The sequence below is a fragment of the Candidatus Pseudomonas phytovorans genome (assembly GCA_029202525.1).
Classification (GTDB): domain Bacteria; phylum Pseudomonadota; class Gammaproteobacteria; order Pseudomonadales; family Pseudomonadaceae; genus Aquipseudomonas; species Aquipseudomonas phytovorans.
Genome location: CP119325.1, coordinates 3456913 through 3472498, shown reverse-complemented (window position 1 = coordinate 3472498; position 15586 = coordinate 3456913). Strand labels below are relative to the sequence as shown.

16 protein-coding genes are annotated in these 15586 nt (G+C 64.9%); 2 read left to right on the top strand and 14 right to left on the bottom strand.

What is annotated here, in order from left to right; all coding sequences use genetic code 11:
• The first annotated feature begins 169 nt into the window (after positions 1–169).
• Both P0Y58_15470 and P0Y58_15465 read left to right on the top strand, forming a co-directional pair.
• Positions 170–1663, top strand: a complete 1494-nt coding sequence (locus P0Y58_15470) for an aldehyde dehydrogenase family protein (protein WEK28310.1) — start codon at positions 170–172, stop codon at positions 1661–1663.
• Between the two features lie 154 nt (positions 1664–1817).
• Positions 1818–3131, top strand: a complete 1314-nt coding sequence (locus P0Y58_15465) for a hypothetical protein (protein ID WEK28309.1) — start codon at positions 1818–1820, stop codon at positions 3129–3131.
• 37 nt (positions 3132–3168) lie between these two features.
• Here P0Y58_15465 and P0Y58_15460 read toward each other — a convergent pair whose 3' ends face one another.
• From P0Y58_15460 to P0Y58_15395, 14 genes are all read right to left on the bottom strand, one after another.
• Complete coding sequence (locus P0Y58_15460) at positions 3169–4461, bottom strand: tryptophan 7-halogenase (GenBank protein ID WEK28308.1); 1293 nt, start codon at positions 4459–4461, stop codon at positions 3169–3171.
• Positions 4454–5131, bottom strand: coding sequence for a peptidase S8 and S53 subtilisin kexin sedolisin (locus P0Y58_15455; protein WEK28307.1), 678 nt, complete (start codon positions 5129–5131; stop codon positions 4454–4456). The genes P0Y58_15460 and P0Y58_15455 overlap by 8 nt, the downstream gene beginning before the upstream one ends.
• Positions 5121–6854, bottom strand: coding sequence for an ABC transporter ATP-binding protein (locus tag P0Y58_15450; protein WEK28306.1), 1734 nt, complete (start codon positions 6852–6854; stop codon positions 5121–5123). The genes P0Y58_15455 and P0Y58_15450 overlap by 11 nt, the downstream gene beginning before the upstream one ends.
• A 1-nt stretch (position 6855) precedes the next feature.
• On the bottom strand, positions 6856–8766 hold the full coding sequence (locus P0Y58_15445; GenBank protein WEK28305.1) for a sigma-54-dependent Fis family transcriptional regulator: 1911 nt from the start codon (positions 8764–8766) through the stop codon (positions 6856–6858).
• Positions 8767–9069: 303 nt separating this feature from the next.
• Positions 9070–9921, bottom strand: a complete 852-nt coding sequence (locus tag P0Y58_15440; GenBank protein ID WEK28304.1) for a CsgG/HfaB family protein — start codon at positions 9919–9921, stop codon at positions 9070–9072.
• 34 nt (positions 9922–9955) lie between these two features.
• A complete protein-coding gene (locus P0Y58_15435; GenBank protein ID WEK28303.1) occupies positions 9956–10369 on the bottom strand; it encodes a curli assembly protein CsgF in 414 nt (137 codons plus the stop codon).
• The gene (gene csgE / locus P0Y58_15430) at positions 10366–10767 is read right to left on the bottom strand and encodes a curli production assembly/transport protein CsgE (protein WEK28302.1); all 402 of its coding nucleotides are present in this window, start codon (positions 10765–10767) and stop codon (positions 10366–10368) included. Before csgE ends, P0Y58_15435 begins: the two co-directional genes overlap by 4 nt.
• Positions 10764–11291, bottom strand: a complete 528-nt coding sequence (locus P0Y58_15425) for a type II secretion system protein (protein ID WEK28301.1) — start codon at positions 11289–11291, stop codon at positions 10764–10766. Before P0Y58_15425 ends, csgE begins: the two co-directional genes overlap by 4 nt.
• Positions 11266–11640 carry a type II secretion system protein gene (locus P0Y58_15420; GenBank protein WEK28300.1) on the bottom strand — a complete coding sequence of 125 codons (375 nt, stop codon included), beginning with the start codon at positions 11638–11640 and terminating at the stop codon, positions 11266–11268. Before P0Y58_15420 ends, P0Y58_15425 begins: the two co-directional genes overlap by 26 nt.
• Positions 11641–11645: 5 nt before the next feature.
• Complete coding sequence (locus P0Y58_15415) at positions 11646–12125, bottom strand: type II secretion system protein (protein ID WEK28299.1); 480 nt, start codon at positions 12123–12125, stop codon at positions 11646–11648.
• The gene (locus P0Y58_15410; protein ID WEK28298.1) at positions 12122–13987 is read right to left on the bottom strand and encodes a secretin N-terminal domain-containing protein; all 1866 of its coding nucleotides are present in this window, start codon (positions 13985–13987) and stop codon (positions 12122–12124) included. Before P0Y58_15410 ends, P0Y58_15415 begins: the two co-directional genes overlap by 4 nt.
• The gene (locus P0Y58_15405) at positions 13984–14493 is read right to left on the bottom strand and encodes a hypothetical protein (protein ID WEK28297.1); all 510 of its coding nucleotides are present in this window, start codon (positions 14491–14493) and stop codon (positions 13984–13986) included. Before P0Y58_15405 ends, P0Y58_15410 begins: the two co-directional genes overlap by 4 nt.
• Entirely contained in the window at positions 14493–15056 is a 564-nt protein-coding gene (gene pilO / locus P0Y58_15400) for a type 4a pilus biogenesis protein PilO (GenBank protein WEK28296.1), read from the bottom strand. The genes P0Y58_15405 and pilO overlap by 1 nt, the downstream gene beginning before the upstream one ends.
• Positions 15043–15585: a pilus assembly protein gene (locus tag P0Y58_15395; protein WEK28295.1), complete on the bottom strand. Its 543-nt coding sequence runs from the start codon at positions 15583–15585 to the stop codon at positions 15043–15045. The genes pilO and P0Y58_15395 overlap by 14 nt, the downstream gene beginning before the upstream one ends.
• Position 15586 lies beyond the last annotated feature (1 nt).

The following is a 15586-nucleotide window of genomic DNA, read 5'->3' as shown; positions in this document are numbered from 1 at the left end:
TGTTTCATAACCGTCTCACACCGTCTCAATGTGCAACAGCGCATGCCCGCAATGACAAACTTGCACCCAGGCAAAACCCAATGACCACAACGCTTCAACGCCACCTGCCCAAATTGGCACGGCCATTGCGCCTGTGCCCGTCACATCCAATGACAAGAGGCACAGCCCCATGCTTTCCGACCTGCCCATCCTGCCCGCCACCCGCGCCTTTCTCGAACGCAAACTGAAGATGCGCATCGGCGCCGACTGGCAGGACGCCGCCAGCGGTCGCACCCTGTCGTTCCGCAACCCGGCCACCGGCGAGGTACTGGGTGAAGTGCCCGCCGCCGACGCCGAGGATGTCGACCGCGCCGTGCGTGCGGCACGCCAGGCCTTCGACGATTCGCCGTGGAGCCGCCTGCGCCCGCGTGAACGGCAGAACATGCTGTGGCGCCTGGCCGACCTGATGGAGCGTGACGCCCGCCAGCTGGCCGAGCTGGAATGCCTGAACAACGGCAAGAGCGCCGCAGTGGCCCAGGTGATGGATGTGCAACTGGCCATCGACTTCCTGCGCTACATGGCTGGCTGGGCCACCAAGATCGAGGGTAGCACCGTCGAAGCCTCCATGCCGTTGATGCCCAACGACCAGTTCCACGGCTTCGTGCGCCGCGAGGCTGTCGGCGTGGTCGGCGCCATTGTCGCCTGGAACTTCCCGCTGCTGCTGGCCTGCTGGAAGCTCGGCCCGGCCCTGGCCACTGGCTGCACCATCGTGCTCAAGCCTGCAGATGAAACCCCGCTGAGCGTGCTCAAGCTTGCGGAGCTGGTAGACGAAGCCGGCTACCCGGCCGGCGTGTTCAACGTGATCACCGGCACCGGCCTGAACGCCGGCGCCGCGCTCAGCCGCCACCCCGGTGTGGACAAACTGACCTTCACCGGCTCCACCGAGGTCGGCAAGCTGATCGGCAAAGCGGCCATGGACAACATGACCCGTGTCACCCTTGAGCTGGGCGGCAAGTCGCCGACCATCGTCATGCCTGACGCCAACCTGCAGGAAGCCGCTGCTGGCGCGGCCACGGCAATCTTCTTCAACCAGGGCCAGGTGTGCTGCGCCGGCTCACGGCTGTACGTGCACCGCAAGCACTTCGACAACGTGGTGGCCGACATCGCCGGCATCGCCAACGGCATGAAGCTGGGTAGCGGGCTGGACCCGGCCGTGCAGATGGGGCCATTGATCTCGGCCAAGCAGCAGGACCGCGTTACCGGCTACATCGAACTTGGCCGCGAACTGGGCGCAACCATCGCCTGCGGTGGCGAAGGTTTCGGCCCAGGTTACTTCGTCAAGCCGACGGTGATCGTCGATGTCGACCAGCGTCACCGCCTGGTGCAGGAAGAAATCTTCGGGCCGGTGCTGGTGGCGATGCCGTTCGATGACCTGGACGAAGTGATCGGCATGGCCAACGACAACCCGTATGGCCTGGGCGCAAGCATCTGGTCCAACGACCTGTCGGCCGTGCACCGCATGATCCCGCGTATCAAGTCGGGGTCGGTGTGGGTCAACTGCCACAGCGCGCTGGACCCGGCGCTGCCGTTTGGTGGCTACAAGATGTCTGGCGTCGGGCGTGAGATGGGGGCCGCGGCCATCGAGCATTACACCGAGCTCAAGTCGGTGTTGATCAAGCTCTGATCACTCTCCTGATCTGGCCTCTTCGCGGGCTCGCCCGCTCCCACAGGTAACCACTGCCCTGAGGTCCTGTGACGTACTTGTGGGAGCTGGCTTGCCGGCGATAGGGCCAGCACAGGCAATCCAAAAACAACAATAAAAACCATGGAGCAAACCCATGAAGCACACACTCGCCTGCACATTGGCCCTGCTGTTGACCGCACCCGCCACCCAAGCCTACGAGCTGTACAACCAGAACGGCACCACCCTCAACGCCGACCTCGAAGCACTGTTCGGGGTCTTCCACAGCGACGAAAGCTTCAACCAGGCCGGCAACCGCCAACCCGGCAGCACCGCCTGGCAGGAGGGGTACGTCAAGTACGGCCTCAGCGGCAGCCAGGCCCTTGCAGACAGCGGAACCCTCTACAGCGCTTTCAACCTGCTCAGCTCCGCCACCTGGGGCGACGGCGACGCTGCCGGCCTGACCCTGGGCGACGAGCGCCGCACCGCCATCGAAGACCTGTACCTGGGCTGGCGCTCAAGCAACATGTTCCCGGCGTTGGGCGAAGACGGCGTGGACATTTCCGGTGGCCGCCAGGTGGTGACACTGGGTGACGGCTTTCTGATCCAGGGCGACCCGGTCAACCTGGGCAAGGTCGACCTGGGCGCCAACTTCGACCGCGGCGGCGCCTACTACCTGGCCGCCCGCAAGGCCTTCGACCGTACCGCCGTGCTGCGCCTGGGTGGCAAGCAAGGCTGGCGCGGCGATCTGATGTGGCTGAAGTCCGACAACCATTACCAGGCCGACACCTCAATGGCGGTGGCCAATCTGGAGCATGTCGGCGACAACGGCACCGTCGGCCTCAGCTGGATCCGCGGCCTCGATGTGGACCAGCGCTACGCGCAGATCATGGGCCTGGAGCACCGCGACGGCATGGACACCGCCAGCCTGCGCGGGCGCGGCAACCTCGGCGTAAAAGACCTGGAGCTGGCCGCCGAATACGTCACCCAGGACAAGACCGGCGGGCGCGAGAACGCCTGGTACCTGGAGGGTAACTGGACCTTCTCCGAACTGCCCTGGACCCCCACCGCCACCTACCGCTACAGCCGATTTTCCGAGGGCTTCGACCCACTGTTCTATGGCCTGAGCCGAGGTTACGGCACCTGGTTCCAGGGCGAAGTGGCCGCCAACTATGCCGGGCCGTTCAACAAGAACAGCCAGGTCCACCATGTGGCGTTGAAGGGCAAGCCACGCGATAACCTGACCGTCGGTGCGCTGTACTTCGATTTTGATACGCTGGATACCGACCAAGGCAACCTTGGAGGGCGCGAGCTGGACCTGTATGTGGAATGGATGGTCAACGACCACTTGCTGATCAGCCCGGTGGTGGGGTTCTACAAGCCGGAGCGCAGTGCGGCCAATGGCGGCACGCAGCTGGGTGGTACGGACACCGGGACCTATCTGCAACTCATCGTCGGCACCTTCTTCTGATTCGAGATTTTGGGGCCGCTTTGCGGCCCCGGCAATCTCAAACCAACCCTTGCTCCAACAGCCAGCGCCGCACCGTCATCTGCTGCTCACCCGCCAAGCCAGACAACACGGTCTCAACCGGCCGGCCACTGCGAATTTCCCGCACCACAGGCGCCAACTCCGCCCCCTGCAAATGCCACACCCCCAACGGCTGGTCCGCCGTCACCACCACTTCGGCCTCATCCACCAGCCCATTACGCAGCACTGGCCGCCACTCAACCCGCACGGCCTGCCAATCCGCCGCCTGATGCAGTGGCTGCGCATCCGGCCAGCCTTGTCGTCGCTCCCAGAACGGCTGCCCTGCGCGCTCCTGCTCCTGCGCGTAGAAATCCCGCCCAATCCGGGCAAAGCGCAAGAACAGCTGCTCGACCCGTTGCTGGTGAAACTGACGCGCCAACGCAGCCCGCTCAGGCCTGCGCAGCAACGTATTGATCACCACCGGCGCCTGCAACGCCGAAGACAACGACTGGAAAATGCCGTTCCCCGACAGCGGGTCAACCGCCATGGCGGCATCACCCACCCGTATCCAGTCCTGTCCGACGCATTCTCCGGCCAGAATCGCGGTACTGCTGCGTGCATGCACCTCTGCCGGCATCAGCGCCCGGGCATCGAACAGCTCGGCCACCAGCGCGCTAGGGCCACGCCGCGCCGCGCAGTAGTCCGCCAGCCCGGACTTGCCTGGCAGCCCAGCGGCGTCCAGGGTGACCTGCCAGTAACAGCGGCCATCCTCAAGACGCGCCATCCACGCCCAACCATCCTCCAGGCTTTCCACTGCCGAAGCAGGCGTCCCGGGGCTCCCCTGCCAGACATTGAGCAGGCTGACTGTCTCCGGCCCGCGAAGGCGATCTGAGGGCAGCGGTGCCTGGCGGCCCCGGGCCTCGACGAGGAAATCAGCGATCAGCACCTGCCCATCGTCCAGACGAACACGGTGACAACCCTCGTGCACCACCTCACGCACGCGGCCCTCGACCATGTGCACCCCTGCTCGCTGAAGGTCGTCACGCAGCGCCCGGTCAAACCGTTGTCGGTCGAGCAAAAACTCCTGGTTCATATGCAGATGCTGGCCATTCCAGTGCACCTGCCGGGTAGCCGGCATGGCCGCCTGGCTCAAGGCACCGCCAAGGCCCGCATGCCGCAAGCCCTCCAGGACCCGCTGCGAAACCCCCTCAACCGCTGCGAAACGGCGCCACTCGGACACCACCGTCACGGTGTAGCCCAGCCGCCGCAGGCCAATGGCCGTGGCAGCACCCGCAGGGCCGGCGCCCAGCACCACTATGCGCGGCTCAGCCATGCCTGGCACCCCGCCGTTCCGGGCCGATGAACGTCGCGTGATCGCGTAACCAGTCATGGATCTGCTGGCGATCCATACCCGGTTCGTCACGCAGCAACGCCGCAATCCTTCCGGTCAAAGCCGCACAGCCCAGGCTCGCACCCGCTCTGCCGCCCGCGCCAACATAACCGCCAAAGTCCGCCTGCCGGGTGCCAAGCCAGGACCACTCGCCAGGCGCGCAACGCGCGTCTCCGGTCAGTCGAATCACCCCAGGGTAGCTAGCCGGGTACACCGCCCCACCTTGCGCCGGGCTGGATGCACACAACAGCACGCCAGCCGCCAGCGCTTCGGCGCAGGCCTGGTGCAGCACGGGCCGGTCCTGCTGCAACCCCAGGCTGAGGTTGACCAGCGTGGCCCCGGCCTCCACCAGCCACAACAGCGCGGCTGCCACCTGCAAAGCACTGGTACTGGCCTGGTCGCTGAACACCTGGGCCACCAGCAACGGTACCGGACCGGCTTCGCGTTCCAGGCCGGCCAGTACCGCACTGCCATGCCCGAGCTGATCGGGCAGCATTTCGCCTTCACGCAACTGGCCGTCTTCCAGCCAGAAACGCCGCGCGCCAAGCAGACCACAGGCCTGCTCCGGCGAGCAGCCGCTGTCGATGATGCCAACGCATACATCAGTGCCCATGCTTCAGCACCTCCTGCGCCAGCACCTGCAACTGACCATCATGCAGTTGCAAGTGCAGGTCGGCATCGGCCAGGGTCGAAGCCCGGTGGCTGATCAGGATGCGCGTGCGGCCGGCGAATAGCTGGTCGATGGCCGCGATCACTTCGCGCTCGGTGGCTTCGTCCACTGCCGAGGTGGCCTCGTCCAGCACCAGAATCGCCGGGGCCTGCAGCACTGCGCGGGCGATGGCGATGCGTTGCTTCTGCCCACCAGACAACTGCTGGCCACGCTCGCCCAGCAGGCCGTCCAGGCCCAACGGCAGGCTTTCGACCAAGCTGTCCAGTCGCGCCAGATGTACCACCCGCTCCAGTTCGGCACGGCTGGCTTCGGGTACGCCGTAGGCCAGGTTCTGCGCCAGGGTGCCACGGAACAACACGATGTCCTGGCTGACCACCGCGATGCGCCGGCGCAGCGCGGCCAGGTCCAAGTCGCGCAGATCGGTACCATCCAGCAGGATGCGCCCGGCGTCAGGGTCGTAGAAACGCTGCAGCAGGTCGATCAGGGTCGACTTGCCCACCCCCGAGGCACCGCTGATGGCCACCTTAAGGCCGCCCGGTACGCACACCTGCACGTTCTGCAGTACGGCGCCTTGCCGCCCTTCATGGGCAAAACTCAGCGCCTCGAGGCGCAACTCGCCCGGCCCGTCGGGAATGGGCTGCGGGTTGGCTGCCGGGCGCACGGCCACGGCCTCACGCTTCAGCTCCATCACCCGCCCCAGGCTAACCGCCATGCGCTGCACTGCCACATACAGGCCAAGCAGACTCTGTACCGGCCCCACCGCCATGCCCATGTAAGTGGAAAAAGCGATCAGAGCACCCAACTGCCAGGTGCCCTGAATCACCCACCAGCCGCCGACCAGGAACGCGCAGGCACGGCACCAGGAGGTGAGCGTGCCGGGGATGGCCTGAGTGAAGAATTCGGTAACCTGTACCTTCAGCAACTGGCGCATGTAACCCTGGCCAAGCTGATCCAGCCGCCCTGCCTCGCGGCCTTGCTGGCCGGCCGCCTGAATGAACTTCATCGCCGGCAAGGTCTCGACCAGAAACGAGGACACATCTGCCGAACGCTCACGCAGGTTGCGCACTTCGCGCTCCACCTTGCGCCGCATCCAGCGCAGCCACAGCACTTCAATCGGCACCAGCAATGCCAGCAACAATGACAATTGCCAAGACAGCATCAGCATCAACGCCACCGCGCCCACCAGACCAATCACTGCCGACACCGCCGAGAACAGTGAATCCACGGCAAAGCGCTGGATCTCGGCCACATCGCCGTCCAGCCGCGAAAGAATGTCGCCCATGCGCCGTCGCCCATAAAACGTCGGCGACAATTGCTGCAGGTGGCGGTACAGGTCATCCCGCAGGGCAAACAGAATGCGCCCTGACAACTGCGTATGCAGGTAACGGTTGACCCCGGCCAGCACGGTGCCAAGCAGCCCGACCCCGATCATGATTGCCGCCATGTGCCAGAGGGTCTGGTAGTCCTTGGCCAACAGCCCCTCGTCGATCAGCGTCTTGACCAGCCAGGGCTGTGCCAATGCCAGTAGCGAGGCGCCCAGCGACAAGCCGAGCAACAGCCCAATCGCACGCCGGTGCGGGCGCACGAAGCTATACAGCCAGGCCAGCGCCTGGCGCATGAGTACAGGGTCGCTGGAGTCCACCAGCCTTGCGAACAGTCCGCCCACGTCAGCCACGCAACTGTTTGAGCTTGCGGTAGAGCGTCGCCCGGCTGATGCCCAGCGCCTCGGCAGCGGCGGAAACGTTGCCCTGGTGGCGCGCCAGCGCCCCACGGATCTGTTCCAGCTCGTTGTCCTTCAGGCTGCCGGAGGGCGCTGTGCTGCTGGCCAGTTCATCCAGCAGGCAGTCTGTAAGGTGATCCAGAGTGAGCACATGCTCGCCCTCTTCACGCATGGCCAGCGCGGTACGCACCACCATTTCCAGCTGGCGGATGTTGCCTGGCCAGTCGAAGCCTTCGAGCAAGGCACTTAACGCTGGGTCCAGAGTGACACCACGTGCATCGGACTTGTCCAGCAAGCCCTGGATGATCGCCGTCAGGTCGTCACGCTCGCGCAACGCCGGCAGACGCAACGACACACCGTTAACCCGGTAGTACAGGTCTTCACGGAAGTGTTGTTCCTGCACCAGGCGTTTGAGGTCGCGGTGGGTAGCGCAGATCAGCGCTACATCGATATCCTGTTCGTCACCCGCCCCCAACGGTGCAACCCGGCGCTCCTGTAACACCCGCAGCAGACGCGCCTGCAAGGCCAGCGGCATGTCGCCGATTTCGTCGAGGAACAACGTGCCACCATGGGCCTGCATCAGCCGCCCGACCATGCCACCCCGGCGCGAGCCGGTGAACGCACCCTCGCGGTAGCCGAACAGCTCGGATTCGATCAGCCCTTCGGGGATGGCCGCGCAGTTGACGGCCACAAACGGTTTGTCGGCGCGCGGACTGGCCTGGTGCAGCGCCCGGGCGACTACCTCCTTGCCGGTCCCAGTCTCGCCCAGTAGTAGCACCGGCAGGCCATTGCCCAGCCCCTGACGGGCCATGCGCAGGTTGCGCGCCAAACGTGGGTCACCACCGGCCAGCGCTTCAAGTGCCGGCGCCTGTCTGCCCTGCGCCGGCTTGCTCGCCAGCGTGCTGCCATTCACCCGGCCATGGCGCGGCAGCTGCAGGGCACGGAAATAGAACTCGCCCTTGGCCGTCTGCACACTGCTCACACCGCCCTGCCAAAGGCGCGCAATAAACGCAGGTGAGCGTTCACCGAGCAGGTCAGCGCTGCGTCGGCCAATCAGCTCCTGGCGCGGCACCTGCAACAACTGGCAGGCGCTGTCGTTGGCCGCCAGCACTTCACCGTCCAGGCTCAGCGCAAGCAGGCCATGCCAGGCACTGTTGAGGTATTGCGGGCGGCTGTGGAACGCCAGCACGAGTTGTTCCGGGTGGCACAGGCCGAACATGCGGCTTTCGATGTTGCCGGCCGCCAGCATCAGCGTCGACAGGCTGTCCTGCGGTTGCGCCATCACCCCTTCGCGGGTGATGTCGAGCACACCGATCACCTCGCCATGCGGGTCGCGCAGGGGGACGGATGTGCAGGAGAACGGGCTGAGGCGGTCTAGATAATGCTCGCCGCAATTGATGAGTGTAGGGCGGCCTTCCACCACCGCTGTACCGATGGCATTGGTGCCACGCAGTGTTTCGCTCCAACAGCTACCCGGTTGCAGGTCGCGCAGGCCCTCGCGGCTGAGCACATGGGTCTGGCCCTCGATGGCCAGCACGTTGGCCTTGGCATCGCCAAGGATGATGATGCCAGCCTTGCCCTGACGCGAGACAAGGTAGTCGAGTTCGGGAGTAACGGCATCGACCAGCAGGCGGTTGCGTTCCAGCAAGGTACGCAAGTCATGGCCGTGTTCCAGGCCCAGGCCAACTTGCTCGCCTTGCAGGCTGTCCAGGCCATGGCCCAGGCTGCGGCGCCAGGAGGCGTCGATCTCGTCGCGCAGCATGCCCAGCGGCAGCTCGCCTTCACTGGCCAGCTTCAGGCGGGCCTGGCGGGATTCGTGCAGCGGGTCGTGGGCGTTTGTTATTAATTGTCGCGCCATTTTCTACTCCGGCTGTGCCCCGCAAGGTGGCGGGAGACGGGCTTGGGAATTTTCCGCAGTGTGCGGGAGAAATGGCCGGGCGTCATCTGGTAGTGGATGGATTGGGGTATAGCTGGGCTGGTTACTTGAAGCTGGCGCAATCCCTGTGGGAGCTGGCTTGCCGGCGATCACCGGCGTTGCCGGTGCCGTCCACCGCGTCGCCTGCTTCGCGGGCTTGCCCGCTCCCACAGGTACGGTGTGCCCTCAAGAACGACGCCGTACTTCTGGGAGCGGGTTTACCCGCGAAGAGGCCCTCAAGGTCGATCAAGGCTGCTGATTCTGGCTCAAGAACTTGTCCACCGTAGCCTTGCCATCCCCCGCATCCCCCGATACCTGCCACAACCGCCGTTCAATCCCCTGCGCCAGCAAATGCCCCACCGCCGACTCGATCGCCGACAGCACGCACAGCTGCGCCGGCTCATTGGTGGTGTACCCCACCTCAGCCTCCAGCAGCTTCTTGAACTCGATGAACTTGAACACCCCGGCACTGCGCCCGACCGAGTAGATGGTCTTGCTGGTCATCACGTTGGCCAACACCTGCCCGGTACGCACGTCCACCGCGCGCAGGTTCACGGTCACCTGGTCGACGCGGTACTCGCGGGAGATGTCGATCCCCAGGTAGCGGGCACCCTCGCCGCCGCTGCGCACGTTGGTGTCGTAAGCGATGATGCCGCCTTCGAGCATCAGGTTCGCGGCCTGCAGTGGGGGCAGTTCAGCCGCGATGTTCTCCGCCACGTCAGGCTTTTTCTGCGAAGCGCGGATGATCTTGCGCTCGGTCAGCAGGTTCTGCAGGCCTTCACGCTCCAGTACCACAAACCAGCCACTGGCGCTCAGGGCGTCCATCAGCATGCTGGCCGCGCCTTGGGTGACGCTGGTGGAGAACGAGCTGGCCGGGGTGGGTTTGTACTGCCCGGTCTGGTCGCGGAAGCCGTACACCACGGCCATAAGCCGGCCTTTGGGCCGTGGCATGTTGATCAGGTCGTAATAGGTCGAGGCCCGGGGTGTCAGGGTCGGGGTTTCCGAGTCCTGTTCGGCCGACATGGGTTCGCGCAGGCTGCAACCACTTTGCAGGCCCAGGGCGGTGAGGATCAGCAGCGTGCTCAGCAGACGTTTCATGGTGTTCTCTCCCCAACATAAAAGCCTTTCCCTCTCAGGGGTTCAGGCCGCTGACCTCAATGATCGAAATTTCTCCCGTGGCGCGATCGGTGACCTTGATGCTCAAGGCCCCGGAATCGTCGATGACGTCGATGAGAAACGCATCGGTCGCCATGCTGCCGGTGCTGCCGTTACTGATGTTGTCCAGCAACTGCGACAACATCCGCGACTCCAGCTGGTTGCTGAAGCGCTCCAGGGCGGTGGTGCCGGTAAAGGCGGAGGCACGGTCCTTGAGGTCGGGGTCGTCGTAATCGTTTTGCGCCTGGGCGTTGTTCAACAGCCAGGTGCCGTTCAACGGGTTGCCGCCAAACGCCGGGTTGACCGGGGTGTACACCAGCTCGGTGGCCTGGGCAGCACAAGCGCTGGCCAGCAGGCAGGCGGCAATGCAACGTGAAATACGGTGGTTCATAGCTCGTCCCTCTCCAAGTCGGTGGTGTCCTGTAGCAGGCGTTGCAGCTTGCGTTGAATGATTTGCTGCTTGACCAGGTCGGCGGCTGCAACGGCCTCGCCTTTAAGCTCGGTGGTGTTCGGTGGCAGGAAGCGGCGGTACATCACTTCGCGCTCGAACTCCACGGTCACCAGGCTGCCCCAGCGGGCGTCCGGGCGTTCGCGTACCACCAGGTTGAAGTCCAGCCGGCTGGTGGCGCGCAGGCGGTCGGCGAAGTAGTAGTAAAAGTCGTGGCCGATGTGCGAGATGGTGTTGTCGACGATGAAGCCCTGCATCTCATCCTCGTTACTGGCCCTGGCCGAAGTGGCCAGCACCGCCAGCAACAGCAGGCCCAGGTACAGCGCGGCCAGGCGATTCATGGCGTGTCTCCCGGGCCGCTGTGGGTCTGTACGCCACCGGCACTTTCGCTGAACGCTTGCTCTGCCACGAACTGCCAGTCGCTGTAGTGTTCCAGCCCTTCGAAACCGCTCCATTCGGCGCTGAAACCACTGTGTTTGAACGGGGTGGCGTCCGAGCGGCTGTGCACGCCGGTGATACGGCCGTCGATCGAGCGCAGCAGGCCCCATTCGTCGCTGTTGGTGATGGGGTCGGGGTACAACCGGCGAATGTGCCGCTTGGCCTGCGGGAAGCGGTTGTCCTGCAGCAGGTCGGCCAGGTCCTGTGGGTACTGGGCCAAACCCGGGGATGCGCGGTAGTAGCTGCGCAGTGCCTGGGCATACTGGCTGCCCACCCACAGCAGTTGGCGCTCCTGTTCACGCTGCGCTGCGCTGGCCCAGATCGTGCCGGTTGCAGCCAAGGCCACGCTACTGATCGCAATCAGCAGCAGCACGCCCAGGTAGGTGAAGCCGCCGTTGGCCTTACCACTCAGCGAAGAGGCTGCCATCACGCGCCCTCCCTGTAGCACCGCTCTTGATATCGGCCACGCCGCCGGCCACGCCTTCTGGCGGCGGCACCAACTGCCAGGCATCGCTACGCTCGGTAATCGGGTCGACCGGGGTGTTGCGCAGGTAGCGCAATTCCACCAGTTGCTCCAGCGAGTCGGGATAGTGGCCGGTGTCACCGTAGAAGTGGTCCAGCGATTCGCGCAGCACCGCCAGGCTCTGGCGCAGGGTGGCCTCACGGGAGCTTTCCAGGCTGTTGAAGTAGCGTGGCATGGCGATGGTCAGCAGCGTGGCGATGATCGCCATGACTACCAGCAGTTCGATCAGGGTGAAGCCTTTGCTGCGTTTCATGGCTGTCACCATTGCCCGTAAGGGATGTTGTTGAGGCCTTTGCCACGGGCCTTTGAATACACGTCGAACACGTCTTCGCCTTCACGCGGGCTGTCGGGGCTGCTGTCGTAGGCGCGCAGGCCCCAACCGCCTTCGTCTTCATCCTTGGCCGCCAGCAGCGGGTCGTGCGGGATGCGCCGCAGGAAGAAAAACTTGGCGCCCTTGGCACTGCGCACATCGCGCACGCCATCTACCAGCACTTGCAGGTTCGGCGGGTAGCCGCTGGCGTCCAGGCGCCGCTCGATGTAGCCGGCGTCGAAGGCGCGTTTGTAGGCGTCGAGGGCGTCGCGAATCTGGTACAGCGCCTCACGCAGCTGCTGTTCCTTGCCGCGGCGCACCACGGTTTCGGTCAGCGGCGCGGCCATGCTGGCCAGCAGCCCGAGCAGTGCCAGGGTCAGCACCACTTCGATCAGGCTGAAGCCCTGCATGCGGCGCTGCGCTTTCATGGCCGTGGGCTCACAATTACCGGGGTGGCCGCCATCTGGCTTTGCACCACGGGCGCGTCGGTGGTCGGCGCATTGCCGGGTACATCCATCGGCGGCAGCGGCGCCATCTGGCGTACCTGCATGGCCGACTCGGTGCCGGTAGAGAACTCCATGTCCGACGGGCTCTGGTACGGTAGGTTGCGCACGATGCGCGGGGTGATTGCCAGCACCAGTTCAGACTTGCTCATGTCATCCTTGTTGCTGCCGAACAACCGGCCCAGGCCGGGGATGTCGCCAAGGCCCGGGATCTTGTTGCCGCTGGCGTTGTGGTCGTTGCGCACCAGGCCGGCCAGCACCTGGGTTTCGCCATCGTGCAGACGCAGGCTGGTCTGGGCGTTGCGGGTGTCGACCTGAACCGGGATGGTGCCCTGGCGGGTGGCCTCCAGCGGGGTGGCGTTACTCACTTCAAGCGCGATCTTGATCGCCACTTCATTGTTCAGGTGCACGGTGGGCTGCACTTCAAGCTTCAGACCGACGTCCAGGTAGGTGACGCTTTCGGTGATCACCGGGCCCTGGGTGGACGGCACCGAAGTGGCGCTGATGATCGGTACCCGTTGGCCAATGTGGATGCGTGCCTGTTCGCGGTTGCTGACACGAATCACCGGGCTCGCCAGGGTGTTGATGTCCTTGTCCTGGGCGTTGATCTTGGCCTGTGGTGCCGGCCCGATGCTGATGCGGCTTGAATCGATCCCGCGCAGCTGGTCAAGCACGCTCACCGGCTTGCCGTCGGAAGTCAGCACCCCAAAGGTGTTGGGCCATTGCAGGCCAAGGTCGAGGATGCGCGAGGTGGCAACCTCCATCACCTCTACCTCCAGCACCACCTCGGGGTTGGACTGGTCCTGCGACTGCAGGAGCTTTTCGGCCATGCGCACGGCGTCGGGGGTATCACGCATGGTCAAGGTGTTGAGGCGCTCGTCGACGAACACATCGCGGGTCTTGAGCATGGTCTTGACCATGTTCAGTGCGGTGTTGGCGTCGATGCTGGTCAGGTAGAAGGTGCGCATGACCAGTTCCTGGTAGTCCTTGGCCTTTTGCGGCGAGTCGGGGTACACCATCAGGGTGTTGTCGTTGACGATCTTCTGGCGCAGCTGGTTCTGCTCCAGCAACAGTGCTATCGCGTCCTCGATGCGCACTTCACGCACGAAGATGGTGGCCTTCATGTCGGGGCGCATGTCTTTGTCGAAGATGAAATTGATGCCGGCGACCTGAGACAGCACTTCGAAGATGGTCTTCAGGTTGGCATCGCGAAACTCCAGGGTTACCGGCCGCTCCAGCTTGCTGCGCAGCTGCGGGAATGGCTGTGCGGTACGCGCCTGGACATTCTCGATGTCAGTGCGCAGGGCGATGCCCTTCTGGTTTTGCGGGTCCAGCCGCAGCACTTCGCGCATGTAGCGCTCGGCACCGAACAGGTCACCCTGGCGCAGCGACGCCTGGCCCAAGGCCACGCGTTCGTCGAGGGTACGGATCAGCTCCAACTGGCGGATGCCTTCCTGGGCGCGGCGGTTGTTTGGTTCCAGGGTCAGCACCCGACCATAGCCCATGCGGGCGTTCGCGAAGTCGTGGCGGATGCGGTCGCTGTCGGCCTGGGTCACCAGCGCCTCGACCGCCGCCTGGCGGCTGTGGGCCAGGGCGATGTTCAGCTCGGTGTCGCGCGGGTCATCGCGCAGGGCCTCTTCCAGGCGGGCGATGCCGGCCTCGTACTGGCCCTCTTTCATCAACTGGTCGCTGTCTTTGCGCACTGCACTGGAGCCGCAGCCGGCGATGGCCACGCACAACGCCACAAGCAGGAACGGAGCAGGCTTGCACAGCTTTGACGACTTCATGGTGCGCTCCCGACAGACAAGGTCTGCGACTGATGCAAAGGCAGGTAGACCAGGCTCAGCTCGCTGGCCGAGACCCGATCGAGGCGGTAGGTGTCTTCGATGACGTCGCCCTGGCGCACGACGTAAAGTTTTTCGCCGCTCTGCAGGAAGATCTGCAGGTCGTCGTTGTTGCCCATGCGGCCGATGAACTGGAACGGCAGCTCAGGGGCAGTCGGGGCGGCGGCCACGACCGGCGCGGCGACCACGGGATGTTCGGTAACGGTGGCCAGGGCCTGGAGTTTGGTCCACTGCTGCTTGGGGAACAGGTCTATGGAGGCCTGCTCCGGCCCTTTCGCGGCTAAAGCCGCTCCCACAGGATCTGTGGGCGCCGCCGAACCTGTGGGAGCGGGCGAGCCCGCGAAGGCCGCGACGCTGTCTTCCTGGCCGAACCAGTGTCCCGGTGCCCAAGCGATGACTGCGCTTACACCGAGGAAGCCGATCCAGATGACTGCACGTTGTGTGTTCATCATGACCTCGACAGGTAAAGGGTCATGCGCAGGCGGGCGTTCAGCTCGCTGTCGCCGATGCGTTTGCGTTGCAGTTCGAGGTCTTCCAGCACCAGGGTCGGCAGCTGCTTGAGGAGGCCTTTGAGGAAACCACGAATCTGCGGGTAGCTGCCGCGCACCGGCAGCACGATCTGGTAGCGCGCCAGCTGAGTCTTGGGATCGATGCCCAGGGCGTACTCACCGCGCGCCAGGCTGATGTGCTCGGCGCTGGCCAGGTGGTACAGGCGCTCGATCAGCTCGCTGGCCTGGGGCTGCCCCGGCAGTTGTTGGCGCAGGCTGTCGAGGGCCTCTTGCTCGGGCTTTACTGCAATCTTCAGCTCGCCACGTTTGACCCGCCCTACCTGCACACTGGCATCTGCTTCGGTGGCCCGCAGCTCACGCACGTTCTGCCACTGCGGCAGCACACCGACGGCACCCACAGCCACCGCGAGCAACGCCACGGCGACTGCGGCCAGGCCAACCGGGCCGACGCGGCGCAGGCGCTCCTGAAGGATCAGGCTGTTCAGCGATTCAAGGGCGCGCATGGCCGGTCTCCCAGGTAGCGGTGAGGGTGAAGCGCACCGGGTGCTCAGCCTGCGCGGCCAACACCTCGTGGTTGAGCAGCGATACATCGCTGAGCTCATCGCTGGCTTCCAGGCGCTGGTGGTACTGCAGCATCGCTTCCAGGCTGCGTGCTTCAGCGCTGATGCGCACCTGGCCCTTGCGCGCGTCCGGGGTCAGGCCAAGCAGCGCGACATCGTCCTGTGGCAGGGCTTCGAGCATGGCGAACAGCTGCTGCCAAGGGCGTTGCAGTTGCTGGGAAACGCTGCGCATCTGCGCCAGGCGCTCTGCCTGTTCGCGGCTGGCGGTACTGCTTAGTGGCGCGGCGGTGGCCGGGCGGCGGCCCAGTTGCAGCTCCAGGCTGTGCACGCTGGCTTCAAGGTCTACCTGCTCGGTCTGCAGGGTTTGTTGCAGCAGTACCAGGCCGGCGACCATGGCGCTGCCCAGGGCCAGCAGCGACCAGGCCAACGGGCCGCTGCGCCGGGGTTGGAATTCCAGTTCGAGGCGGCGCATG